The sequence below is a fragment of the Mesorhizobium sp. B2-3-15 genome, assembly GCF_006442875.1.
GTDB lineage: Bacteria > Pseudomonadota > Alphaproteobacteria > Rhizobiales > Rhizobiaceae > Mesorhizobium > Mesorhizobium australicum.
In genome coordinates this window covers 25,541-51,122 of sequence record NZ_VFVO01000020.1, presented here as the reverse complement: position 1 = coordinate 51,122, position 25,582 = coordinate 25,541, and the positions used below count along the sequence as shown (strand labels likewise).

21 protein-coding genes are annotated in these 25,582 nt (G+C 61.8%); 11 read left to right on the top strand and 10 right to left on the bottom strand.

Annotated elements, in window-relative coordinates; translation table 11 throughout:
- Positions 1-72: 72 nt before the first annotated feature.
- Both FJ954_RS29955 and FJ954_RS29950 read left to right on the top strand, forming a co-directional pair.
- Entirely contained in the window at positions 73-1,221 is a 1,149-nt protein-coding gene (locus tag FJ954_RS29955; RefSeq protein ID WP_140665505.1) for an aminotransferase class I/II-fold pyridoxal phosphate-dependent enzyme, read from the top strand.
- 4 nt (positions 1,222-1,225) lie between these two features.
- Entirely contained in the window at positions 1,226-2,173 is a 948-nt protein-coding gene (locus tag FJ954_RS29950) for a glutaminase (protein WP_015318033.1), read from the top strand.
- A 92-nt stretch (positions 2,174-2,265) separates the two neighbouring features.
- Here the strand turns inward: FJ954_RS29950 and FJ954_RS29945 are convergent, their stop codons facing one another.
- Complete coding sequence (locus tag FJ954_RS29945) at positions 2,266-5,220, bottom strand: ribonuclease E/G (RefSeq protein WP_140665502.1); 2,955 nt, start codon at positions 5,218-5,220, stop codon at positions 2,266-2,268.
- A 650-nt stretch (positions 5,221-5,870) separates the two neighbouring features.
- On the opposite strand from FJ954_RS29945, the gene FJ954_RS29940 reads away from it, so the two are divergent.
- The 7 genes from FJ954_RS29940 (at position 5,871) to FJ954_RS29910 (ending at position 14,144) form a co-directional block, all read left to right on the top strand.
- Complete coding sequence (locus FJ954_RS29940) at positions 5,871-7,148, top strand: N-acetylmuramoyl-L-alanine amidase (RefSeq protein WP_140665499.1); 1,278 nt, start codon at positions 5,871-5,873, stop codon at positions 7,146-7,148.
- Positions 7,149-7,362: 214 nt separating this feature from the next.
- Positions 7,363-9,807, top strand: coding sequence for a penicillin-binding protein 1A (locus FJ954_RS29935; protein WP_015318030.1), 2,445 nt, complete (start codon positions 7,363-7,365; stop codon positions 9,805-9,807).
- Between the two features lie 124 nt (positions 9,808-9,931).
- Positions 9,932-11,063 (top strand): peptide chain release factor 2 gene (prfB, locus tag FJ954_RS29930; protein WP_015318029.1). Its coding sequence is split into 2 segments (ribosomal slippage): positions 9,932-9,997 and positions 9,999-11,063, totalling 1,131 coding nucleotides; the frame shifts between segments, so codons are not numbered across the junction.
- A gap of 583 nt (positions 11,064-11,646) precedes the next feature.
- Positions 11,647-12,015: a hypothetical protein gene (locus FJ954_RS29925; RefSeq protein WP_015318027.1), complete on the top strand. Its 369-nt coding sequence runs from the start codon at positions 11,647-11,649 to the stop codon at positions 12,013-12,015.
- Between the two features lie 115 nt (positions 12,016-12,130).
- Positions 12,131-12,499 (top strand): GFA family protein, encoded by a 369-nt coding sequence (locus tag FJ954_RS29920; protein WP_140665496.1) that lies wholly within the window; start codon positions 12,131-12,133, stop codon positions 12,497-12,499.
- A gap of 133 nt (positions 12,500-12,632) precedes the next feature.
- On the top strand, positions 12,633-13,283 hold the full coding sequence (locus FJ954_RS29915) for an OmpA family protein (RefSeq protein WP_015318025.1): 651 nt from the start codon (positions 12,633-12,635) through the stop codon (positions 13,281-13,283).
- 255 nt (positions 13,284-13,538) lie between these two features.
- Positions 13,539-14,144, top strand: a complete 606-nt coding sequence (locus FJ954_RS29910; protein WP_140616918.1) for a hypothetical protein — start codon at positions 13,539-13,541, stop codon at positions 14,142-14,144.
- Between the two features lie 153 nt (positions 14,145-14,297).
- On the opposite strand, the gene FJ954_RS29905 is transcribed toward FJ954_RS29910, so the two are convergent.
- Positions 14,298-15,881, bottom strand: coding sequence for a DEAD/DEAH box helicase (locus tag FJ954_RS29905; RefSeq protein ID WP_181171181.1), 1,584 nt, complete (start codon positions 15,879-15,881; stop codon positions 14,298-14,300).
- 192 nt (positions 15,882-16,073) lie between these two features.
- On the bottom strand, positions 16,074-16,847 hold the full coding sequence (locus tag FJ954_RS29900) for an NAD kinase (RefSeq protein WP_041163462.1): 774 nt from the start codon (positions 16,845-16,847) through the stop codon (positions 16,074-16,076).
- A gap of 306 nt (positions 16,848-17,153) precedes the next feature.
- Here FJ954_RS29900 and FJ954_RS29895 point away from each other — a divergent pair, with 306 nt between their 5' ends.
- The gene (locus tag FJ954_RS29895; RefSeq protein WP_083883050.1) at positions 17,154-17,375 is read left to right on the top strand and encodes a hypothetical protein; all 222 of its coding nucleotides are present in this window, start codon (positions 17,154-17,156) and stop codon (positions 17,373-17,375) included.
- Between the two features lie 133 nt (positions 17,376-17,508).
- Here FJ954_RS29895 and glf read toward each other — a convergent pair whose 3' ends face one another.
- Together glf and FJ954_RS29885 are read right to left on the bottom strand one after the other, a co-directional pair.
- The gene (glf, locus tag FJ954_RS29890) at positions 17,509-18,693 is read right to left on the bottom strand and encodes a UDP-galactopyranose mutase (RefSeq protein ID WP_181177947.1); all 1,185 of its coding nucleotides are present in this window, start codon (positions 18,691-18,693) and stop codon (positions 17,509-17,511) included.
- Positions 18,694-18,708: 15 nt separating this feature from the next.
- Complete coding sequence (locus tag FJ954_RS29885) at positions 18,709-19,593, bottom strand: hypothetical protein (RefSeq protein ID WP_140665493.1); 885 nt, start codon at positions 19,591-19,593, stop codon at positions 18,709-18,711.
- Between the two features lie 284 nt (positions 19,594-19,877).
- Between FJ954_RS29885 and FJ954_RS29880 the strand changes: the two genes are divergently transcribed.
- On the top strand, positions 19,878-20,801 hold the full coding sequence (locus FJ954_RS29880; protein WP_140665490.1) for a hypothetical protein: 924 nt from the start codon (positions 19,878-19,880) through the stop codon (positions 20,799-20,801).
- A gap of 135 nt (positions 20,802-20,936) precedes the next feature.
- Here FJ954_RS29880 and FJ954_RS29875 read toward each other — a convergent pair whose 3' ends face one another.
- The 5 genes from FJ954_RS29875 to FJ954_RS29855 are packed head-to-tail and all read right to left on the bottom strand — an operon-like array spanning position 20,937 to position 25,505.
- Positions 20,937-21,698 (bottom strand): MBL fold metallo-hydrolase, encoded by a 762-nt coding sequence (locus FJ954_RS29875; protein ID WP_015318017.1) that lies wholly within the window; start codon positions 21,696-21,698, stop codon positions 20,937-20,939.
- Positions 21,699-21,700: 2 nt separating this feature from the next.
- Positions 21,701-22,765, bottom strand: a complete 1,065-nt coding sequence (locus tag FJ954_RS29870; RefSeq protein ID WP_015318016.1) for an ABC transporter ATP-binding protein — start codon at positions 22,763-22,765, stop codon at positions 21,701-21,703.
- Positions 22,762-23,544: an ABC transporter permease gene (locus FJ954_RS29865; RefSeq protein ID WP_140665487.1), complete on the bottom strand. Its 783-nt coding sequence runs from the start codon at positions 23,542-23,544 to the stop codon at positions 22,762-22,764. Before FJ954_RS29865 ends, FJ954_RS29870 begins: the two co-directional genes overlap by 4 nt.
- Before the next feature lie 2 nt (positions 23,545-23,546).
- Positions 23,547-24,407: an ABC transporter permease gene (locus tag FJ954_RS29860; RefSeq protein WP_140616913.1), complete on the bottom strand. Its 861-nt coding sequence runs from the start codon at positions 24,405-24,407 to the stop codon at positions 23,547-23,549.
- Between the two features lie 12 nt (positions 24,408-24,419).
- Positions 24,420-25,505: a spermidine/putrescine ABC transporter substrate-binding protein gene (locus FJ954_RS29855; protein WP_015318013.1), complete on the bottom strand. Its 1,086-nt coding sequence runs from the start codon at positions 25,503-25,505 to the stop codon at positions 24,420-24,422.
- Between the last annotated feature and the right edge of the window lie 77 nt (positions 25,506-25,582).

Genomic DNA, 25,582 nt, shown 5'->3' with positions numbered 1-25,582 from the left:
CACATCAATCGGGCATTTGTGCGGCGCATGCGTCAGGACCTGGCGCGCTCAATCCTGGGGACAGGGGTAAAAATGGTCGTTTCGCTCTCCCATCGCGGCAATGTCGAGCCGTTCCACGCCATGGATGTGCTGGCCGAAGCGAACCGGCTGAGGGCTCAGGGCGTGCCGGTGATTTCCATGGCGGTCGGCCAGCCATCCGATCCAGCGCCCGTACGGGTTCGCGCCGCCGCCGCCAAGGCGCTGGAGGTTGGACGCATAGGCTATACCGACACCTTGGGTCTGGCCCCGCTGCGCAAGGCGATCGCCGGGCATTACGCGGATCATTATGGCCTCGATGTCGACCCCGGCCGGATCGCGGTGACCACCGGATCGTCGGCGGCCTTCAATCTCGCCTTCCTGGCGATGTTCGACCCGGGCGACCGGGTCGCCATCGCCGCGCCCGGCTACCCCGCCTATCGCAACATCATGGCAGCCCTTGGCATCGACGTGGTCGAAATCGAGCTCGGCGACGCGGCTTATCTGCATGCTAGCCATCTGGAAGCCGCGCATCGCGAGGCGCCGCTGAAGGGCGTGCTGTTTGCAAGTCCGGCCAATCCGACGGGCGCCGTCATCCCAGTCGACGAACTGGCGACGCTGGTCGCCACGGCGGAATCGCTCGGCATCGCCGTCATTTCCGATGAGATCTACCATCGGCTGGCCTATGGCGCCCCCGACACCACGGCACTCGCCTTCAGCGGCAGCGTGACGGTTATCAACTCCTTCTCGAAATACTACTGCATGACCGGCTGGCGCATCGGCTGGATGGTTTTGCCGGAAGAACTCGTGCGGCCGGTCGAGCGCATCGCCCAGAGCCTCTACATCTCGCCGCCGGAGCTGTCGCAGATTGCGGCGATCGAGGCTTTTGCCGCAACCGAGGAACTGGAGGCGGTGAAGGGACGCTATGCCTGGAATCGCGAGCTCTTGATGAAGCGTTTGCCGGAGCTGGGTTTTCCCCTGGCGGCGCCCATGGATGGCGCCTTCTATGCCTTTTGCGATGTCACCCGGCACAGCAATGACAGCATGGTCTTCGCCCGCAGGATGCTGGCCGAGGCGCATGTTGCAGCGACACCCGGCCGCGATTTCGACACCAGGGCGGGGCATCTCACGATGCGGTTTTCCTATGCTGGCAGCCACGACGACATGGTCGAGGCGATGGCGCACATCGAACGCTGGTTGAGGTAGCGTCATGCCGGAAGTCGAACAGGCCCCCAAACTTGATCAAGCATTGGCGGAAGTCGCGGCGGAAATGGCGGAACGCACCGATCGCGGCGATGTGGCGACCTATATTCCCCAACTGGGCAAGGTCGACCCGAAGAAATTCGGCATCGCGGCCGTTACCAATGATGGCCGCACGCTCGTGGCCGGCGATGCCGACCAGGCGTTTTCGATCCAGAGCATCTCGAAGGTGTTCACGCTGACGCTGGCGCTCGGCAATGTCGGCGATGCGCTGTGGAAGCGGGTGGGGCGCGAGCCCTCCGGCAACCCGTTCAACTCGATTGTCCAGCTCGAGCATGAGAACGGCATTCCGCGCAATCCGTTCATCAATGCCGGTGCCATCGTCATTTCCGACATCCTGCTTGCCGGTCACCAGCCGCGCGAGGCGATCGGCGAGATACTGCGCTTCATCCAGTTCCTCGCCGACGACGAGACGATCATCATCGACCGCGAGGTCGCGGCTTCCGAACGTGCCACTGGCTACCGCAACTTCGCGCTCGCCAATTACATGAAATCCTTCGGCAATCTCCATCATGCACCGGAACTGGCGCTGGGCGTCTACTTCCACCATTGCGCCATTGCCATGAGCTGCCGGCAATTGGCAATGGCCGGCCGCTTCCTCGCCAATGGCGGCAAGAACCCGGCGACCGGGCATTCCGTGGTGTCGGCGGAGCGGGCGCGGCGCATCGGCGCCATGATGCTGACCTGCGGCCACTATGACGGCTCTGGCGATTTTGCTTTCCGCGTCGGCATCCCCGGCAAGAGCGGCGTCGGCGGCGGTATATTGGGCATCGTGCCGGGTGTCGCCTCGCTCGCCGTCTGGTCGCCCGGCCTCAACGCCAACGGCAATTCCAAGCTGGGGTCGATCGCGCTGGAAAAGCTCGCCAGGATGATGAACTGGTCGATCTTCGCGCCGTAGAAACGTGACCTGCCGATAAGAAAATCCCGCGCCGTTCATTTCGATCGGCGCGGGATTTTTTGTCAAAGATTCAATTCAACGATTTGAAAAGCTTAGAAAAAGCCTTTCCGCTGCCACCAGCCGGCACGCTTCGGCTTTTCTTCGGTCTTGACTTCAGGCTCATCCGCGACGGTCGAGGAAACCACCGGTACGACAGGCGTATCAGCGGCTGCCGCCTTGCGGCGCGATGGCCGGGCCTTCGGCGTCTCCTCGGCGGCCGCTGCCTCGTCCGATGCCGTGGCTGGCGTTTCGGCCGGTGCCTGCACGGCCAGTTCCGCGGTCGGCTCCTCGGCGACGGCTTCGGCGGCCGCCTTCTTCGGCTTGGCTGCGCGACGCGGTTTCTTGGGCTTCTCGGTGCTTGGCACCTCGTCGCTCAAGGTAGCCGCGGGTTGTTCGACGGCGGTGGCAGCCACCGGCTCGATCGACACAGGCTCGCTTAGCGAAGCATCAGCTTCGGCGGGCTCGGTCGTTTCGCCGGCTTCCGCCTCGGTCTCGCCTTCACCGTCTTCGCGACGGTTGCGCTTGCCGCCGCGCTTGCCGCGCCGACGCTTCTTGCCCTGGCCATCGTCGGACGCTTCCGCCGTTTCGACGGTCTCGGTTGCGGCGACCGCAGCCTCGTCGTCTACCTCGGCATCGCCATGGTCCGCCGCGCCTTCCGACGCGGAGAAACCGTCATCGGACGTGGCGAGGGAAGCGCCGTCGGTTGGGGCGCCATGCTCGCGGTCGCGGTCCTTGCCGCCACGCCGCCTGCGGCGCTTGCGGCGTTTGCGATCGCGGCCTTCGCCGTCCTCGCCGGATTTGGGCTGCTGATGCTGCGGCTGTTGGGCGTGGCGCGGCTGTTCGGCCTGGGCCGGCGCCTCGTCTTCCTCCTCGGCGACGATGATCTCGTCCTCGGGCTCTTCCGGCTCGACATAGGCCGGCAGGCTGCGCACCTCGACGAAACCTTCCGGCTTTTCGGCCAGCGCGCCGCGGAAGATCGCGTAGTGCTGGGCACCGACCGCATCGTCTGCCTCGATGGTGATCGTCAGGCCGAAGCGGCTTTCCAGTTCCACCAGCGTGCCGCGCTTGTGGTTCAGCACGTAGAGCGCGGTCGCGGCCGGCGTGCGCACCGTGATGTGGCTTCGCGAATCCTTGAGCAGGAACTCCTCGATTGCCCGTACCACCATCAGCGCCACCGACGAATCGGACCTGACATGGCCGGTGCCGCCGCAATGCGGGCACGGCTTCATGGTCGATTCCAGCACGCTGGCGCGGATGCGCTGACGCGACATCTCCATCAGGCCGAAATGCGAGATACGGCCGACCTGGATGCGAGCACGATCGTTCTTGAGGTGATCCTTCAGCCGCTTCTCGACGGAGCGGTTGTTGCGGTTCTCCTCCATGTCGATGAAGTCGATGACGATCAGGCCGGCAAGGTCGCGCAGCCTGAGCTGGCGGGCGACTTCCTCGGCCGCTTCCAGATTGGTGTGGAGCGCGGTGTCCTCGATCGAGTGCTCCTTGGTGGAACGGCCCGAATTGACGTCTATAGCGACCAGCGCTTCGGTCTGGTTGATGATGATGTAGCCGCCGCTCTTCAGCGTCACTTGCGGCTGCAGCATGCGGTCGAGCTGCGCTTCGATGCCGTTGCGCACGAAGATCGGCGTCGTGTCGCGGAACGGCTGAACCACCTTGGCGTGGCTCGGCATCAGCATGCGCATGAAATCCTTGGCCTCGCGATAGCCCTCTTCGCCGGAGACGAGAATCTCGTCGATGTCCTTGTTGTAGAGGTCGCGCACCGAGCGCTTGATCAGGCTGCCCTCCTCATAGACGAGGGCAGGGGCCGTGGACTGGAGCGTGAGATTGCGCACGTTCTCCCACAGCCGCATCAGATATTCGTAGTCGCGCTTGATCTCGGCCTTGGTGCGGCTCTCGCCGGCGGTGCGCAGGATGACCCCCATGCCTTGCGGCACTTCGAGATCGGCGACGACCTCCTTGAGGCGCTTGCGGTCGACCGCGCTGGTGATCTTGCGCGAAATACCGCCGCCGCGCGCAGTGTTCGGCATCAGAACGGAATAGCGGCCGGCGAGCGACAGATAGGTGGTGAGCGCCGCGCCCTTGTTGCCGCGCTCTTCCTTGACGACCTGCACCAGCAGGATCTGCCGGCGCTTGATCACTTCCTGGATCTTGTACTGGCGGCGCACCGGCTTGCGGCGATTGCGCACTTCCTCGAGCGCGTCCTCGGCGCCGACCGATTCGATCTCATGATCGTCCGGATGGGAAGAGGATACTTCCTCCAGCATGCCGCGATCATTGTCGGTGGAGGTGGCTTCGCTGCCCTGTTCCGCCTGCGGGATGGGCTCGGAAATCACGTCGCCTTCGACGGAGGCGGCGATCGACTTGGGGGGGCCGTCGTTGGTCTCGCCTTTATCCTGTTCGGAAGAAACCTCGTCCTGTTCGGATGCGTCGGCGTATTCCGAGGCGTCGGATGCGTGTTCCGTGGTCCCGGAAACGTCAGCCATGTTCTCGGCGACAACATCCGGGCCATTGTCATCTGGCCCATTGTCGTTGTTTTCGTCTGCCTCGCCGGCGGCTTCGCTTGCCTCGCCGGATTCGGCCGTGCCGGCATCGCGCCTGTTTTCACCACGGTCGCGGGGCTTGCCGCCGCGCCGGCGACCGCGCCGTCCACGATCCCGGCTCTGGCGATCATCGCCTTCGCCGTCCTCGTTCTCTTCGTCCTCGGCCTCCTGCGCTTCCGCGCGCAGCAGTGCCTGACGGTCGGCGACCGGAATCTGGTAGTAATCGGGGTGTATTTCACTGAAGGCGAGAAAACCGTGACGGTTGCCGCCATATTCGACAAAGGCTGCCTGAAGGGAAGGTTCGACGCGCGTTACACGGGCGAGATAGATATTTCCTTTGAGCTGCTTCTTGTCCTGGGATTCAAAGTCGAATTCTTCGATACGGTTACCGCGTACGACGACTACGCGTGTTTCCTCCGGGTGGGAGGCGTCTATCAGCATTTTGTTGGGCATTATTTCGTTTCCTCCCGGCAGCCGTCAGCCGCAGCTTGCAAGGCAAAGCCCGCTGCTGCGTTTCTGGTGTGTGGGTGCCGGATGTCTGAATGTCCGCCGGACGCTGCCTGCGTGTCATGGCGGTGCCGCCCGCAGCCATATTGGCGCGGTTTGATGCGGACCTTTCCATGATTGCGCTTGAAGCCATCGTCACCAGCAGAACCTTTTGAACCAAAGCCCGGAAACCGGACCAGCTTGTTTGCTCATACAGAGCCGGCGCGGGAACAAACCCGGGCCGTTTTCCTCACGCAGGCGATTCCCCCGCCACGGGAGCACACCTGCGAAATTCGTCGCAATCACCTGAAGCCTTTTCGCGTGAAGCGAAAGGAGCCGCCTTTCATCTGACCCTGTAGCAGGAAGCTGCGGAGGAGGGCGGTTCCAGGATTGCAGTGATCCACCATCGCTTTTATGATTTGGCGGGTTGGAAGGCAACCCCGATTTCCGATGCCGGCAAAAAGCAGTTCCGTAGCGTAAGCCTGGCCCCGTCCTTGCGTGAAAAGGCTTGGTTAACCTTCTCTGGATACCAATCGTTAATCGAGCTCGCGGCCTAACCGGCATGTTGACGAAACGAACCGGCGCCTGGCGCCAAACCGGGAGCGACTGGAAGAAAGATGGGACTGGCGGACTTCACAGACAAGGGATGTCGTGTTGGCGGCCAGGTTCTCCGTGCCTTCTGTCTCCTGCTGCTGGTGGCGATTTCCCAAGTCTTTTCCCCTGTAGCCCTTTCCATGGTTGCCAATGCGGCCGACGCTCCGCTCATGGCCAAGGGCTACAAAATGGCCGGCGATGCCACCAAGATGCGCATCGTCATGGATTTCGATCGCGAGCCTGACATCAAATGGTTCCTGCTGCGCGGACCCAATCGCCTTGTCATCGATCTTGCGAACACCCGATTTGCCATCGATGCCAAGGATCTGAAGCCGCGTGGCCTGGTCAAGGGCGTGCGGCTCGGTGAGCTCGGCGAGGGCGTCTCGCGTCTGATCCTCACCGGCAAGGGGCCGTTCGCCGTCGACAAGCTCGATGTGCTCAAGAACGAGGACGGAACCGGCTACCGCCTTGCCGTCGACATGTCGGCGGCCTCCGAACGTGAGTTCGACGCCGCTCTTGCCAATCAGGCGCTGACCACCGGTTCCACGGTTTCGACCGACAAGGGCGGCCGGGTCGGAACCGGGCCTGTCTCCAATCCGGGCCACCGATTCACCATCGTCATCGACCCCGGCCACGGCGGCATAGACGGCGGTGCCGAAGGTTTGAACGGCACCATCGAGAAGAACGTCACGCTGGCCTTTGCCACGGAGCTGCGCGACAAACTCGCGGCCGCCGGCCGATACGATGTCTTCATGACCCGGGATACCGACGAATATCTGCGCCTCGACGACCGCGTCCGCATTGCCCGCCAGCATGAGGCCGATCTGCTGATTTCGATTCATGCCGACACGATCAGCGTCAAGGGAATCCGCGGCGCCACCGTCTATACCGTTTCCGACAAGGCCTCCGATCCGGAAGCGCAGGCGCTGGCCGACCGTGAAAACCTGTCCGACCAGTTCGCCGGCATGGTCATCAAGAACGACAGCAAGGAAGTGACCGACATCCTGATCGACCTGATCCGGCGCGAGACGCACACCTTCTCGATGAGTTTTGCCCACACATTGGTCGGTCAGCTGTCGACCAGCGTCGGTCTTATCAACAATCCGCAGCGTTCGGCCGGGTTCAAGGTGCTGAAGGCCCCCGACGTGCCGTCCGTGCTGGTCGAGCTCGGCTATCTCTCCAATGCCAAGGACGAGGCGCAACTGCTTGACGCCGAGTGGCGCGGCAAGGCAGCGCAAAGCATCACCAATGCCGTGGCATTGTTCGCTTCCGCGCGTGCCGGGGCTGGAACCGGAGGTTGACAATGCCCGGCGGCGCCTGCAACCAGAGGCGGCGTTGCGCGAAGACAACACCCTGCGCTTTTATTTCGGGCTTGCGGCTGCGAAATCGGGCCTTGCCGTATTTTGTCCACATGGTGGCGACATGGGTTTTCGATTACGGGTTGGGACCGGCTCGAAAGCTTGCGTGAAAGGCGGCTTCGTTTAGGAAATTCCCGAACCAAGGACTGGAGCGGGTATGATTCGTCTCATTGGCTATTTCTTCGGCATAGGCACGACGCTGGCCCTCCTGGCCGCGGCGGGCGTTGCCCTCTACATCGGCCATGTAGCGAAGGATCTGCCTGACTACGAAGTGCTGGCAAAGTACGAGCCTCCGGTGACCACCCGCATCCATGCCTCGGATGGCGCGCTGATGGCCGAGTACGCGCGGGAACGGCGCCTGTATTTGCCGATCCAGGCTATCCCGGATCGCGTCAAGGCTGCCTTCCTGTCGGCTGAGGACAAGAACTTCTACAGCCACCCCGGTGTCGATATAACGGGATTGGGCAGAGCGGTTATCACTTACGTTTCGGGTGGCCCCATGCAGGGCGGCTCGACGATCACCCAGCAGGTTGCCAAGAACTTCCTGCTCACCAACGAGCGTTCCCTGGAACGCAAGGTCAAGGAGGCCATCCTCTCGTTCCGCATCGAACAGGCCTATTCCAAGGATCGAATCCTCGAGCTCTATCTCAACGAGATTTTCTTTGGCTTCAACGCCTATGGCGTTGCCGGTGCGGCACTGACCTACTTCGATAAATCGGTGAACGAGCTGACCGTGGCCGAGGCCGCCTATCTGGCATCGCTCCCGAAAGGTCCGGCCAACTACAATCCCTTCAAGCACGCCGACCGGGCAATTGAACGGCGAAACTGGGTCATCGGCCAGATGGTCGAGAACGGTTACGTGACGCCTGAAGAGGGCGCAAAGGCGAAGGCCGAGCCGCTTGGCGTTGCTCCGCGCCGCAGCGGCTCCTACCTTTTCGCCGGCGAGTATTTCACGGAAGAGGTCCGTCGGCAGATCATCGCCCGCTATGGCGAGAACGCGCTCTATGAGGGCGGGCTGTCGATTCGCACCACCCTTGACCCGAAGGTCCAGCTCATCGCCCGCAAGGCGATGCAGAATGGATTGATGAAATACGATACTTTGCGTGGCTATCGCGGGCCGTTGAAGACGATCGATGTCTCCGGCGATTGGGGTGTGCCGCTGGGCGCCGTCAAGGGACTGGAAGACGTTCCCGAGTGGTCGCTGGCCGTCGTGCTCGACAGTTCGGCGTCCGGGCTGTCGATCGGCCTGCAGCCCGCACGCCAGGCGTCGGGCGATATCGTGAAGGAACGCGTCGAAGGCACCGTCAGCAAGGAAGACATGGGCTTTGCCATGCGCCATGTGGTCGACGGCAAGACGGTCAAGGCCAAGTCACCGGCCGACGTGCTGAAGCCGGGCGACGTCATCTTCGTCCAGAAGAACGACGGCTCCGACAATACCTACAGCTTGCGCCAGGTTCCCGAGGTGGAAGGCGGACTGATCGCGATGGATCCGCACACCGGCCGCGTGCTGGCCATGGTCGGCGGCTTCTCCTATTCGCAGTCCGAATTCAACCGCGCCACCCAGGCGATGCGCCAGCCGGGTTCGTCATTCAAGCCCATCGTCTATTCGGCCGCACTCGACAATGGCTATACTCCGGCCTCGGTGATCATGGACGGACCGATCACCATCCAGAGCGGCAACACCACCTGGACGCCGAAGAACTATGACGGCACCGTCGCCGGGCCGGCAACGCTCCGCTCCGGCATCGAGAAGTCGCGCAACCTGATGACGGTGCGGCTTGCCAACGACATGGGCATGAAGCTGGTCGTCGAATATGCCGAGCGCTTCGGCGTCTATGATCATCTGGCGCCATATTTGCCGATGGCTCTGGGTTCGGGCGAGACGACCGTCATGCGCATGGTTTCGGCCTATTCGATCATGGCCAATGGCGGCAAGTCGATCAAGCCGTCGCTGATCGATCGTATCCAGGACCGCTACGGCAAGACCGTGTTCAAGCAGGACGAGCGTGGCTGCGAAGGCTGCAACGCTCCTGAATGGAAAAACCAGCCCGAGCCGGAACTGGTCGACAATTCCGAGCAGGTGCTCGATCCGATGACCGCCTACCAGATCACCTCGATGATGGAAGGCGTCGTCCAGCGCGGCACCGGCGCCACAATCGGGGAACTTGGCCGCCACATCGCCGGCAAGACCGGCACCACCAACGATGAGAAGGACGCATGGTTCATCGGCTATACGCCGAACCTCGTGGTTGGGCTCTACATGGGCTACGACACGCCGCGCGGCCTCGGCCACGGCGCCACCGGCGGCGGTCTTGCCGCCCCGATCTTCAAGGACTTCATGCGTGTGGCGCTGGACGGCACGCCCAATGTCGACTTCAAGGTGCCTGACGGCATGAACCTGATCGCCATCAACCGCAAGACCGGCATGCGCTCCTCCTCGGGCGATGCGGGCACCATCATCGAGGCTTTCAAGCCGGGCACCGGCCCCGCCGACAGCTACTGGGTGATCGGCATGGGTGCCGATGGTTCCAACGCCTCGGGCGGCGCGCTGTCGCCGCAGGCCAACCAGGCCATCCAGGACGGCGGCGGCGGCCTTTACTGACGAATTCACGCGTCCAGTTGGGCCAGCCTCCGGCTGGCCCATTTCGCTTTACACATGGCGGCACCGTCCCTATGTATCGCGCCGACCGAAGCGTCATTTCAGCAACAGGACAAAACATCAGGCCATGCGCGCGGAAACGCAGAATATCGTCGACGAGATCAGGCAGGCGATAACCCTGCTGAGGAGGCATCTTTGACTGGGATCAGGCCATAAAGCGGCTTGAATACCTGAACGTGCGGGCCGAGGACGCCAGTCTCTGGAACGAACCGCTGGAAGCGCAGAAGCTGATGCGCGAGCGCCAGGGCCTCGAGGAAGGCATCGCGGCGGTCAAGGGCCTGACCCAGGCGCTGGAAGACAATATCGGTCTCATCGAGCTCGGCGAGGAAGAGGGCGACGAAGGCGTCGTCGCCGAAGCCGAAGCCGCGATCCGTTCGATGCAGGGCGAGGCCAAGGCCCGACAGGTGGAAACGCTGCTCTCGGGCGAAGCGGACGCCAACGACACCTATCTCGAAATCCATGCCGGCGCCGGCGGCACCGAGAGCCAGGATTGGGCCTCGATGCTGTTGCGCATGTACACGCGCTGGGCCGAGCGCCGCCGCTTCAAGGTCGAGGTGCTGGAAGTGCATGACGGCGAAGAGGCGGGCATCAAGTCCGCGACCTTGCTGATCAAGGGCCACAATGCCTATGGCTGGATGAAGACCGAATCCGGCGTCCACCGCCTGGTGCGCATCTCACCCTATGACAGCAATGCGCGCCGTCATACGTCCTTCTCCAGCGTCTGGGTCTATCCTGTCGTCGACGACAGGATAGAGATCGACGTCTCTGAATCCGACGTGCGCATCGACACCTATCGTTCATCGGGTTCGGGCGGCCAGCACGTCAACACCACCGATTCGGCTGTGCGCATCACCCATATCGCCACCGGCATCGCGGTCGCCTGTCAGGCAGAACGCTCGCAGCACAAGAACAAGGCCAAGGCCTGGGAAATGCTGCGCTCGCGCCTCTACGAGGAAGAGCTGAAGAAGCGCGAAGCGGTGGCCAATGCCACTGAGGCATCGAAGAGCGACATCGGCTGGGGTCACCAGATACGCTCCTACGTGCTGCAGCCCTATCAGCTGGTCAAGGATCTGCGCACCGGTGTCGAAAGCACCAGCCCCTCGAGCGTGCTCGACGGCGACCTCGACGACTTCATGGAAGCTTCGCTATCGCAACGCATCGAGGGCGGCGCGGGCGAAGCGGTGGCGGATCTGGATTAGGCTGCTTGCGCGGGCAATGATCGCGAGCCGGTCGCAAAAGCGGACGTATTGTCGTGCGGCGCCCGGTGTTGGTCTCAAGTGTTCGCCGGTGCGGCGCGACAAGTTCGTGGTGATTGGGTCCCGACTCGGCATATCGCTCTGGTGCGGGAAGGGGCTTTTCATGCTCCCAAAGCGGGCGCGGCGCATGTTCGCCGTTCGGCCGGCTGCTTATACCTTCTTCGGCTGCAGGGTGGCTGATTTTCCTTTGCGGACGATCGTCGGCACTGTCACCGGCAATCAAGAGCATGTGATTGGATTTGAGCGGCTGGAACCACTCCGGGCCAATCCCGTTGTTTGCATGCCCCGCCTGCCGGGAACTTACCTGGCTTGAATCTCGTCAGCGGTAGCAGTGTGTTATGGCGTGCGCCCATGTCTGGCGCAGCGGCTTCTTGCGCCGACCAAGGAATCAGCCCAGCATCCAAATGCTGGGAGACAAAAAGCATTTATGGCCGGACGGCATATCTGCGACTGATGATCCGGCCACTGGGAAGACACGTTCCGGGAACGGGCAGGCGAAATGCTTGACGCTCGAAAGGAACGTCCCATGTCTGCTGCCACGCCCAGATCGGCCCGAGCCGTTCAACCGGTCGGCCGACTTATGTTTTCTCTGTTTGCCGTCGCGATGTTCGCGCCTGCGGCCTTTGCTCATGATGCCAAGCCCACGGCAGCAAAGCCGCAGGGTTGGAGCTATCCGTTCGCCTGCTGCGCCAACTATGACTGTCGTGCCACGCACACCGGCGAAGTGCTGGAAAAGCCCGAAGGCTACGTGATTGCCGGTACCGGCGAAGTCGTTCCGATGACGGACAAGCGCGTCAAGGATAGCCCTGACGGCGAATTTCACTGGTGCGCGCATCAGGCCGGTCTCGATGCCGGCAAGACGATATGCCTGTTCGTGCCGCCGCGCTCATTTTGAGACGCGCCGACAGTTGAAGTGCATTGGCGCAAAAGCCTGCTGACGGCCAGTTGTCAGGATCGCTTCTTTATGGTGCCTTGCCGCTTGGGCGGCGGACAATGGAGAGGTGATATTCATGGCCATCAAGGGAAGCTGCCACTGCAAGGCGACGATGTTCGAGGTGTTGGAAGCGCCGCAGACGGTGACGCAATGCACCTGTTCGTTCTGCTCGAAACGCGGCTCGCTTTGGGCCTACTATACCCCATCGCAGTTCAAGCTCGTCACGCCGCTGAAGAATGTTTCCTTTTATCAGTGGGGCTCAAGAACCGTAAAGCATGGTTTTTGCGCAACCTGCGGCTGCGGCACCTTCACCGAAACGCCGGACTGGTCGACCGGCGAGCCGGATTTCGACAATCCGAAGATCAGCGTCAACGCGCGGCTGTTCGATGATTTCGATCTCGATAAAGTCGAAGTGGTGGTCATTGACGGCAAGAATCTCTGGTAGCCACACCGGGCGGCCAACTGGATAATCGGCAGGCGCTTTTCCCGTTCCGTTTTTCGCCGCATTTCATGCTACAAGTCGCGGCAAGGGCTGATTTGGCGCCATCGTAAGGCGTGACTTGGAGAGGGACCATCCTATGAAGAAGACCGTGCTCGTCGTTATGGCGACGGCTCTGCTCGTGACCGCGTGCACCACCACCGATCCGTATACGGGCGACCAGAAGATTTCGAACACGGCGGCGGGCGCGGGCCTTGGCGCTCTGGCCGGTGCCAGCCTTGGTCTGCTTGCCGGCGGCAATGACCGCCGCAATGCCTTGATCGGCGCCGGCATCGGCGCGCTGGCCGGCGGCGCCATTGGCGCCACTATGGACCAGAACGAGGCGGAACTGCGCCGGCAGCTCGAGGGCACCGGCGTCAGCGTCACCCGCAGCGGCGACCAGATCATCCTCAACATGCCGTCCGACATCACCTTCAACACCGACCAGGACGCGGTGAAGCCCGGCTTCTACCAAGTGCTGAATTCGGTGGCGCTGGTGCTGAAGAAGTTCAAGCAGACCACGGTCGACGTTTTCGGCCACACCGATTCGACCGGTGGCGACCAGCACAATTTCGACCTGTCGCAGCGCCGTGCACTGGCGGTCGCCAATTATCTCTCCGGCCAGGGCGTCGATCAGCGCCGCTTCGCAGTCACCGGATTTGGCAAGACGAGGCCCGTCGCCTCCAACGCCACGGCCGAGGGCCGGGCCCAGAACCGACGCGTCGAGATTCAGCTTTCGCCGCTCACCTGAGCAGGGCCGTGTTTGTCACGCTAAACGGCCTCCATTGGGGGCCGTTTTCATCCAGGCGTGTACTGGCGCTGCCAGTTTCGTGACAGCAGTCAAATAAAATTAGCAATATCTAATAATTTCTTTTCCGCAGCCGTGGAAAGGATTAGCATCGCCGCTGTTCCAAAGGGGATGGGGCGGTTTAATCGGCCGCGCAATCAACGTCTTTGCCGCCGCCTCGGTCTTGCACGGCCAGATCATGAAATCTGGGAGGAATGCATGACAAGAACAGCCAGCCTTGGGCGCTGCGGCGTCCTCGCTTTGACAGGTGTTGTAGGTGCATGGTTGGGCCTCGCCACGGCTCATGCCGAGGACGCCAACAAGGCCGACATCGACGCGTTGAAAAAATCGCTCGCCAAATATCAGGACTACACCGCCGCCGTCCGCGATCTCTATTTGTCGACGGTCGGCTGCGTCTACTACAGCGGAGAAAAGATACCCGGCTCCATGGACTATCCGAAAGGCGCCATGGGCATCCACTTCGTCAACGTTCCAAGCGTCGGCCAGAAACTCGACCCGATGAAGCCCAACGTCCTGATCTACGAGCCGACCAAGAAAGGCCTGAAGTTGGTCGGCGTGGAATGGCTGGTGCCGCTAACCCCGGACATCAAGGCGCCGCCGAAGCTGTTCGGTCAAACCTTCATGGGCCCGATGGAGGGACATTATCCGCTCATCCCGAAGGAGTTCGTCCACTACGATCTTCACGCCTGGCTCGATGACAATCCGAACGGCATGTTCAGTCCGACGAACCCGAAGGTGAAATGCAACAAGGCCGAGTTTCCGATGCTGGAAAAACCGACCAAGATGATGTCCGGGCCGATGTGAACTGGAGCGGACCAGCGTTCGCCTGAATCGCGCCACCTGTTTGTTTCCACGCAATTCGCGACGGAAGAGCGCTACGCGGCCTTTCCTCGAATTGCTGTCTGCCGCAGGGCAAAAAAGAAGGCAAGCCGCCCCTAGGCGGCTTGCTCGCTAGAATCAGACCTTGGCGACGATGCGCATGAAGGCCGGCATGTCGTCGCCGAAGCCGACCGTGGCGTCGTTGTCTTCCTGATGGTGGCGGGCAGGGCGGTTGTTGCTGCGCTGCGGCCTGGTGTCGCCGCGCTCAGGGGCGCGCGGCTCATTGCGGTCGGACGATTTGCGCTCGGTGTTTTCCGAGCGGATTGCATCCTTGCGGGCGCGCCGTTCGACAATATCGGCCGTCTCGGCCACATCGGGCTGCTCCTGCGGCTGAGCAACCACGGCCGAGGCATCTTCCTCGCTGTGTCTGCCGCGACGCTCGCCGCTCTTCTTGCGCCCGCCCCTGTCGTTGCGGTCCTCGTCCTTGCGGCCGGCGCGGCGTGGCGCGCCTTTGCCGCGGCGCGGAGCATCGTCCTCGCCTTCGCTGGCAACCACCGTCGACAGGTCGCCGTCATGCCACTCGATCTTGGTCCCGATCAGCCGTTCGATGGCGTCGATATACTTGGTGTCGGACTTGGTCGCGATGGTGAAGGACTTGCCGGAGCGTCCGGCACGGCCGGTGCGGCCGATGCGGTGGACATAGTCCTCGGCATGGATCGGCACGTCGTAGTTGAAGACATGGCTGACATCGGGAATGTCGAGGCCGCGCGCGGCGACATCCGAGGCGACGAGATAGCGCAGCTTGCCGTCACGGAAATTGGCCAGCATCTGCATGCGCGCGCGCTGGTCCATGTCGCCATGCAGCGCACCGGCATCGAAATCATATTTCAGCAGCGAGCGGAACAGCTCCGAAACCTCGATCTTGCGGTTGCAGAAGATGATCGCGTTCTTCAGCTCCGCATCCTCGGCCTTGATCAGGTTGCGCAGCGTTTCACGCTTGTCCCAAGGCTTCGAGCCCGATTTGACCAACCGCTGGATGATGTTGGTGGCCGCCGAAGCGGCCTTGGAGACCTCGACACGCACCGGCGCATGCAGGAATTTTTCCGTCAGCTTGGTGATCTCTGGCGGCATGGTCGCCGAAAAGAACAGCGTCTGCCGGGTGAACGGGATCATCTCGCAGATACGCTCGATATCGGGAATGAAACCCATGTCGAGCATACGGTCCGCCTCGTCGATGACGAGGATCTCGACGCCGTTGAGCAGCAGCTTGCCGCGCTCGCGATGGTCGAGAAGACGGCCAGGCGTAGCGATCAGCACATCGGCGCCGCGCTCCAGCTTTTTGTCCTGTTCGTCGAACGACACCCCGCCGATCAGCAGCGCGATGTTGAGCTTGTGGTTCTTGCCGTATTTGACGAAGTTTTCTTCGACCTGCGCGGCAAGCTCACGCGTCGGCTCCAGGATCAGCGTGCGCGGCATGCGGGCGCGGGCACGGCCCTTTTCCAGCCGGGTCAGCATCGGCAGCACGAAGGATGCGGTCTTGCCAGTGCCGGTCTGGGCAATGCCTAGCACGTCCTTGCCGAGCAAGGCGTGCGGGATCGCACCAGCCTGGATCGGCGTCGGCTGGAGATAGCCGGCATCGGTGACTGCGGAAAGCACCTTCGGCGACAGGCCGAGGTCTGAAAAGGTCAACGCTTCTTGAGCGATCGTCGTGTCTGAGGACAAGTGTTGCTGTCTTTGGCTGGTTCGGGGAAGCGCAACGTCATTCGTCGCGGCAAGCGCCACGCGCCTGCAAGATTGGTATTGCGATTAGGCGCAAGCCCGCGATTTGTCAACAGAAACGGGTAGGATTGGCGCGATTGTGAAGTTGTAACCTTAATCGCGATGCTTAATCCGGCCTCGTGTCACTGTGCCGGCTCAGTAACGGAACTGTTCGGCCAGGATGCGTTCGTTCCAGGAGTGGTTGGGATCGAACAGCAGAGTCGCGGTGGCCGTTGGCGATTCCCGTACCGTGACCGAGGTCACCGCCTTGACCTCCGTGTGGTCGGCCGCCGCGTTCACCGGCCGCTTTTCCGACTCCAGAATGTCGAAGCGCACGGTCGCCTTGTTGGAAAGCAATGCGCCGCGCCAGCGTCGCGGACGAAACGGGCTGACCGGCGTGAGCGCCAAAAGCGGCGCGTCGAGAGGCAGGATCGGGCCGTGCGCGGAAAGATTATACGCGGTCGATCCGGCCGGCGTCGCGATCATGACGCCGTCGCAGTTCAGTTCCTCGAGCCGTATTTGGTCATCGATGCTGATGCGGATCTTGGCCGTCTGGTAGGATTGGCGCCACAGCGCCACTTCGTTGATCGCCAGTGCCGTGACGTGTTCGCCATCCGAGGTGGTTGCCAGCATCTCCAGCGGGCGGATCGTTTCGGCGACCGCCGCCGCGATGCGCTCGGTGAGCCCCCCGGACCGGTATTCGTTCATCAGGAAGCCGATGGTGCCACGGTTCATGCCGTAGACCTTTTTTCCCGTACCCATCGTGTCGCGCAATGTTTGCAGCAGAAAGCCGTCGCCGCCCAGCGCCACCACGACGGTCGCCTCGGCGACCGAACATTGGCCATAGCGCGCCGACAGGCTATCCAGCGCCGCCTTGGCGTCTGCTGTGTCGGACGAGACGAAGGCGATGCTGTTGGTGGCTGTGCTCATGGCTCCCCGATCGCGACCGATTGGCGCCGGCAGGTTCTGGCGCGCCAGCGCCGAGGTAGCATGGGGCATGCAGGTCTGCAAAGAGAGCCTCTGTCAGCCCATGAGACGAGGGTGCGGCAGTGCCGCCGCACCAGCCGGTCGCGGTTGATGTCACGGCGCGAGCGAATGTGATGGTTAAGGCAGGGCTTAAGCTCTCGTAAAGCCGGGTCGATCATGTTAGCCGGCATGGGGTGGCGTGGGGCGCCCGCAGCACTACCTTGCCACTTCGGGACGCAAAGGACGCTGCGGCAGTTCAGATATGCGTGCATGAACCCGCGGTTCTCGATGCCAGGGGATATGCGCCAGCCAGACGAGGCCGACATATTGCCGGTAGCACGCCTGATCATCGTCTTTCTCATGTTGGGAAGTTTCGCGCTTGTCTTCGCAGAACTGGTGCGCCAGTCGGAAGAAACGAGCGCCAGGCCGATCCCCACGGCGTCGCGTTGCGGCGATGCCGCCGGCATGCCTTGCCCGCAAAGGGCGCTATAGGTCAAACACCGCATCGATCCGCACCAGGGGATCCGGCGTACTTTCGAATGGTTCAGGAAGCGGATAGCCGCCGATGGCAAATCGCCGGCGACGACCTGAAAACCGGAGATTTGCGGCTTCAGAACCCGGCCCGTCATGTCGAACGCGAGACGGAATCGAGCCGACCGGCGAAATAGGGCTCGAGCACGGTTTCGAAGACCTTAAGGGCGGCGCCGATCGCCTGATGCATATCGAGATAGCGGTAGGTTCCCAACCGTCCCCCGAGGTGCAGGTTTTTCTCCGCACCCGCCCGGTCGAGATAGCGGCGATAGACCGCCTGATCCTTGCGCGTGTCGATCGGATAATAAGGCTCGTCGGCGCGGCCTGCGAAACGGGAATACTCGCGGCCGATGAGCGTCTTGGCGCTCCCGTGCTGGCGCTCCGGGTTGAAATGCCGGAATTCGACCACGCGGGTATAAGGCACGGCCTCGTCCGCGTAGTTCATGATCGCCGTGCCCTGATGGTCCGGCGTGTCCATGACCTCCAGATCGATATCAATGGTTCGCCAGCCGAGTTCACCTTCGCTATAGTCGAAGTAGCGGTCGATCGGCCCGGTGTAGACGACCGGCAGGTCCTTCGGCAGCAAGGACTTGATGTCGAAGAAGTCGATGCCAAGCCGTGTTTCGATAAGCTCCTGCGCCAGCATCTTTTCGAAGATCGCCGTGTAGCCGTCCACAGGCTGGCCCTGGAACCGGTCGTTGAAATAGCCGTCCTCGAATGTGTAGCGAACCGGCAGGCGCGCGATGATCTGCGCCGGCAGTTCGCGCGGATCCGTCTGCCATTGCTTGGCGGTGTAACCCTTGATCAAGGCCTCGTAGAGAGGGCGGCCGACCAGGGAGATCGCCTTCTCCTCAAGATTGGCCGGCGGACGGTCGCCAAGTTCCGTCGCCTGCTCGGCAATCATATCGCGTGCCTCGTCCGGACTTAGCCGCCTGCCGAAGAAGTGGGAGATCGTGGCAAGGTTGATCGGCAGCGGATAGACCTTGTCGCGATATGTCGAGAATGCACGATGGCGATAGGCGGTAAAACCGGTGAAGGCACGCAGGTAATTCCAGACCTCCTCGTTGGATGTATGGAACAGATGCGGCCCGTAGCGATGGATCTCCACACCGGTGACAGGATCTTGTTCGGTGTAGGCATTGCCGCCGATGTGCCGGCGCCGGTCGATTACCAGCACGCGTCGCCCGAGTTGCGTGGCGATGCGCTCGGCAAGCGTTGCACCATAAAAACCAGCGCCGACAATGAGGATTTCGGCCTTGCCCAGCAGGGTCCTGTCCATTCGCGTATCCGAACCTTAGGGCTTGAGAATTATTTGGGACAGGTCGACGGACTTGGAATACTGCCTGCGCAGAAGGCGCCATAACAATTCCATCAATCGATTCGCCTGGCGAAAGGCTTTCCTGTCCAAGAGATAATCGGCCACCATACGCAGGCCGATCATCGATTTCGACCGCCAGCGCCGGCCTTTTCGATCGACGGCCTCATAGGACAATGGAAAAAGCTCGCCAAATCCATATTGCGACGCCAATTGGCGATATTCCTTGTCGGGCGTTCTTCCTGACTCGAGCATCGCTGTTTTCAGGTGAGCTCCCACCGGCCGGGTGTGGCGGACCGGCAAGGCGTCGAACACGGCAGATGTTCCACGGTTTTCTTCGGCAAGCCTGGTCCACAACAAGTCCAGACCAAAACCGCTCATGGAGTGTTTGAACAGAGGCAGCATCTTGGCCGCTACATCGGCTCTCAGGCAGGGGGCCATGATCTCGATCGTGTCTACCAGGCGAAACTCGAAGCTCCTGCAGCGGAGGAACGGGAGGTGGGAATAATAGCTGTCCAGCGTCAGTGACGGCTGGCCGATATGGAGGCCAAGCCGGCGCATGTTGGCGAACATCGCCTCGATGGTCGCCCGGTCTGCTTCCAGATCGTCGTCCGGCAGCCAGACATACTGGTAGCGGTCAAGAAGTTCGGGCTGTTGGCTCAGCAGAGCATGGATGCCATCCCATTTGCCGCCCTTGTAGTCGACTCGGTTTTCAAGCGGCAGCCGAAACGCAGATGGATCACTTCCGAAGTAGCTGACGATCAAATCAAATTCACAATTGGGATCGTCCGCCCCCCATCCACGATGGAGAGATTTGTCGCCTGCCCTGACTATCACGAGATTGCGGTGTGTGGTGTTCGTCAAAGTCCTGCTTCCGACACTCATACCCTCAATCCGGGTCCTCGGCGAGCCCTACACGAAAGCAAGTTGAATGCGAAGGGCATGAGGAAGATCTCCTGGCGTTACCTGAGCACGATGTCTTGCCGGCATAACGGGTGTATTTAAACGTCATGACGATTCGTCGTGTTTTGAGGCGAATCCAATGGGGCAGGGGCCTGTCATGTCAACAGCTATTGCCCGAACGAGCGTTCTGATAATCAAGATTCGCTGATGTACGGGACTCTGATTTTACAGGAACCAGGAATTCTATGAAACTGATCGTTGTCACCCCGGCCGGTCGTGAGAAATATCTGCGTCTGCTTGGCCATCATGTTTTGAAAAACCTCGATGTGCATGAGTGGCACCTCTGGGACAACTGTCGCAACGAGGCTGACCGGGCCTATCTACAAAGATTGGCGGCCTCCGATCCGCGTTGCAAGATCAAGCGGCTTCCACATGCCGATGGCGGGATCAACGTCATCGGCGATTTCTATCGCTTTTGCGACGATCCCGGTGCTTTCTACCTACGCCTCGACGACGATGTAGTTTTTGTCGAGGACGGCTTCTTTCGAAAATTCATGGCAAGGGTCATGGCCGAAAGGGGATCGGCCATCTGGTACGCTCCGTTGATCGTCAACAACGCAATCTGCAATTCGCTGATCAAGCAGCTTTCCAGGGTGCGGGTGGATGGCCCGCTTACCTGTCAGGCGTCATGCGAATTCTCCTGGGCGCATGCGACCTTTCCGCAGGCCCTACACCCGGTGTTCATTGAAGCTGTGCGCTCCAATCAGCTCCAGGATTTTCGCGTGCCGGACCGGGAGATCAGGCTGTCACGCTTTTCGATCAACGCAATCGGTTTTTTCGGATCGGACATTGTCGATCTCGGAGAGCACTTTCAACCGCGCGGCGACGAGGAAGAGTGGTTGTCGGCGACGCTTCCGGCCAAGCTGGACCGGCCGGGCAAGATTTTCGGTGACCTGCTCGTCGCGCATTTCAGCTTCTATACACAGGAACGCCAGTTACTGCGCACCAACATTCTCGAAGGTTATTATGAGCTCGCCGGCCTGGCTCCCCCTGTCTACGAAAAACCGCCAGTCGGCTGGAGGGAGCAGCTGAGGCAATGGAGGAGACGCCGCAGGGGATCGGCGCCACCGCGCTATACAATCTCGCTTCCGGCACCCATTCCCGAGTGACGCACTGGCTCCGGCCGTTCGTGTCGCGAGCCGGTCGCCCACTGTGTCACCATCAGCGCACTGCGAGGGGTGGTGACGGGCTCGTGCCGCCCAGGCCTTCCCACGCCATTTCGACTTGATGCCGTAACTCAGCCCTCAAGGGCGCTGCCGCAGATGGCAGCCGGCCTGACGTTTCTGTTCGAGATATTCGTCGATCAACTGGCGGTAGCGCACCTTGCCGAAGCTCGAGAAATGGCCGCCATGGACGACCGAGACGTCGAGATCGCGCATGGCGAGCAGCGTCGCCATGTAATCTGGTATGTCCGAGTGGTAGACATCATCGATCAGCGGGCCATCATAGATGATGTCGCCGGACAAGAGGATGCCGGTCTTCTTCTCGTAGAGCGCAATGCCGCCCGGCGAATGGCCTGGCGTGTGGACGACCTCGAAGGCCCGGTCGCCGAGATCGATGATGTCGCCATGCGCGAGCATACGGTCGGCCGGCGCGGGCTGGATGCGATAGCGCGCCGTGTCCCAGCCCCGCGGCATGCCATCGAACATTTCTTCGGTCGCATAGGTGCCGGCAGCGGTCCATTCGTTGCGCGGATCGGCCAGGATTGCCGCTTCGGCCGAATGCACGGAGCGATCGGAAAACTCATGGTGGCAGCCGATATGGTCGAAATGCGTGTGGCTGGCAACGCAGGTCAGCTTGCGCTCGCTCACCAGGGACACATGGGTGCGCAGGCTGAAATGACCGAGGCCGGTGTCGAACAGGAGATCGCGGTCGCGTCCGCGCACATGCCACATATTGCAGCGGAAGAACGGTTTTATCCATGGCTCGTGAATTAGCGTGATGCCGTCGGCCATGCGGATTGTTTCGTACCAATCCGGTGCGTCGATGACCGCAAGCGTGCTCATGTTCAATCCGTCAGCAAGATGATCTGGTCGGTATCACAGGAAATCGCGACCCTGTCGCCCGCATGGACGATGGAGGTCGCCGGCAGCTTGGCGATGAACCGCAGGGAAGGCTCTTCGACGGAGGTCGCCAGCACGCGCTTGAAACTGCCCTGGAAAACGACGTCGCTCACAGCAGCCTCGCCGAGCTTCGTGCCAGCCGACGCAGCGCCAAGCACAAGGTGCTCAGGGCGTATCGCCAGTGCGGCAGTAGACCCCAACGGCAAGGCACTGGATAAGGAAACCGGTCCGACCGGTGTCGTGACGGTGCTCGTCCTGTCACTGGACTCGATGACAGTGCCGGCAAGAATCGTGCTCTCGCCCATGAAGGTCGCGGAAAAACGCGTCGCCGGCCTCGCATAGACGCGCTCGGGCGGCCCCTCGTCCTCGATGCGGCCGTCATTCATCACCACGCAATGGTCGGCCAGCGCCATCGCTTCTTCCTGGTCGTGAGTGACATGGATGAAGGCGGTGCCGACCCGCTTCTGGATCGCCTTCAGTTCGTCCTGCATCTGGCGGCGCAGTTTCAGGTCGAGCGCCCCGAGCGGCTCGTCTAGCAGAAGCACCGCCGGCTCGATCACCAGGGCGCGCGCCAGCGCCACGCGTTGGCGCTGGCCGCCGGAAAGCTGGTGCGGCTTCTTGTCGAAGGCGGCGGCGAGGCCCACCAGGGCCAGCGCATCGCGCGCTTTTGCTGCCCGCGTCGCTCCATCGACACCTTGCATGCGCAGCCCAAAACCGACATTGCCGCCGACGCTCATATGCGGGAACAGCGCATAATCCTGGAACACCGTCGTCGTCGGGCGTTTGGCGGGCGGCACCGAGGTGCAGTCCTGGCCGCGGATGAGAACCTTGCCTTCGCTCGGATTGACGAAACCGCCGAGAATGGAGAGCAGCGTCGTCTTGCCGGAACCGGATGGTCCAAGCAGGATCGTATAGCTGCCGGCCGCTATCGTCAGCGAGACATTCTTCAGCACGGGATGCTGGCCGAAGCGGTGCCAGATGTCGCGGATATCGACCAGGGGCGCGTTCATGCCGATTTCCTTCGCAGCAAGGTCAGTTCGAAGAACACCACCAGCACGATCGAGACGGCAAAGACCAGCGAACCGACCGCATTGGTCTTGGGGTTGAGGCCGGAGCGCAGCAGGTTCCAGATTTCCACCGGCAGCGTGGTATCGAAGCGCGTCAGCAGGAAGGAGATCACGAACTCGTCCCAGGAGAACGTCATCGACAGGAAGAAGCCGGCGAAAATGGCCGGCGCCATGACTGGCACGGTGATCAACAGCAGCACCTTCCATTCCGGCGCGCCGAGGTCGCGCGCGGCGCGCTCGATGTTGATCTGGTGGTCGCCTGACTGGCTGTAGATGATGGCGAAGCACAGCGGCAGGTTGATCACCACATGGCCGATCCCGGCGGCAAGCAGAGATTTCGGCACGCCGGCCCAGTTGAACAGCACCAGCAGCCCCATGCCGATGATGAGATAGCTGACGGTGAGCGGCAAGGTGATCAAACCGCGCAGCAGGCCCGAGCCTGGCAGGACGAAGCGCGCGAACCCCCAGGCCGACAGGAAGCCGAGCATGACGGCTGCGGCCGAGGAAAGAACCGCGACCAGCAGCGAATTGGCCAGCGCCGAAGTCAGCCGGTTATCGGAAAGTACCGCCTCATACCAGCGCAGCGATGGGCCTGTGAACGGGGGAATGGGGAAGGACGTCGACTGCAGCGAGAACAGCACCAGCACGACGACCGGCAGGAAGATGAAGCCGTAGACGGCAAGCGCGTAAATCCAGGAAGCGATGCGGCCAATGCTGCGCATGATCAGGTCCGCTCGATCTTTAGCCAGCGGGCGCAGGCGAGATAGGCGATGGTCACGACCGCCATCAGGATGATCGACAGCGCCGAGGCCAATGGAAAATCGCCGCGCCGGCCGATCTGCATCATCACCAACTGCGGCATCAGAAGCTCGTTGTTCCCGCCGAGGATCTGCGGCGTGATGTAGTCGCCGATGCACAGCACGAAAGTGAGAAAAGCGCCGACCATGATGCCGGGCAAGGTCAATGGCAGGATGACATGCAGGAAGGTGCGCACCGGTCCGGCGCCGAGATCGGCGGCGGCCTTGCGGTAACTGGGGCTGAGCTGCTTCAGATTGGCGAAGATGGTCAGGGTCAAAAGCATGACGAAGAAATGCACGAAGCCTGTGACGGTGGCCAGGCGCGTATTGGCGAGCTGCAGCGGTTCGGAGACCACGCCAATGCCAGTCAGTGCCCGGTTGATGACGCCGTTCTGCGCCAGCACCAGCAGCCAGGAGTAGGAGCGCACGACATAGGAGGTCCAGAACGGCAGCACGGCCAGCATCAGCGCCAGCCGCTGCCAGCGTTCAGGAACCTGTTCGGCCAGAATCCAGGCGAAGGGATAGGCAAGCAGCACGGAAACCACGGTGACGATGGCGGTGACCTGCAGCGAGTTCACCATCGCCTGCCAGTAGGCGGGGTTGGTGAAGAATTGGCTGTAGTTGGACAGGGTGCCCCCGCCGCCCTCCTGCGCGGTGAAGCTCGAAAGCCCCATGGCGACGAAGGGCAGCACGAAGAAGAGAAGCGTCCAGCCAAGTGCCGGTGTGACCAGCGCCCAGGGAAGGGCACGGCCTGTCCGCGCGCCCTCACTGTTTCCCGCGGCGCTCATCAGCGTATCGGCTCACTTGGCCTGCAGCATTTCGGTCCACATATCCTGCATCTTCTTGTCGAGGTCGGCGCTCGGCGCCGGATAGGCCTGCGCACGGGCGAGGAAGCCGGGCTGCTCGTCGAAGCGCAGGACCTTTTTCTGGTCGTCGGTCAATGCGGCCTTGGTGTTGGACGGCATGCCCCAGTAACAGGACGAGGTGGCGAGCCGTGCCTGGCCCTCGGGGCTCAGTATGTACTGGATGAATTTCAGCGCCATGTCCTTGTTCCTGGAATCCTTGAACATGGCGAGCGACTGCGACCACAGCACCGCACCTTCTTTTGGAATGGAAAAGTCCAGCGCCGGGTTTTCCTTGGCCAGCCCTGCCGTCACCCATTCGCCGCCGCCGACCAATATGTCGACCTCGCCGGTCGCCAGCGCCGTCTGGCTGGCGGTGACTTCACCGACCAGCTTGGCATTGGCCTTCATCTTGAGCAGCTCTTCCTTGAGCGCGGGCAGGTCGGCTTCCGTGAGATCGGCCGTCTTCTTGCCGATGGCCAATGCCGCCATGCCGATGACGGGGAGATAATAATCGTAGATGGCGACCTTGCCCTTGTACTTGTCTGATGTCAGCGACGCCAAGGATTGCATGTCCGCCGGATCGACCTTTGTCTTGTTGAAGCCGATCGTGTTGTAACCGAACTTTTCGGTGATGCCGTAGCGCTTGCCGCCGACAATGGTCGAGCCGTCCATCTTCACCTGCGGGAAGAGATCGGCGAACGGCAGCTTGTCTTCCGGCAGCGGCTCGAACAGGCCTTTCTCGACGCCGCGCGGCACGTCGATGCTATCGATCACCATCACGTCCCAGTCGCCCGGCTGCGACTGCTCGATGATGGCCAGCCCAGCCCCGGTGCCTTCGAATTCCTTGACGTTGACCTTGACGTTGTTGGCCTCCTCGAAAGGCTGCAGCAGCGCCGGATCGGAATGGTCGCACCAGATCAGCGCGTTGAGATCGGCGGCTTCGGCGAGGCTGCCCGCCGCAAGCAGCAATGCCGTGGCGGCACATGCAGCGTGCATCTGGCGCTTCAGGACGGAAAGCGGATTGCCGGATTTGACGGACATCGAGTGTTCTCCCTTGCCTTTGTGGCTTCTTGCAAAAAACTGAACCAATTCTAAAATTGAGTCAATTCTGTTTTTGT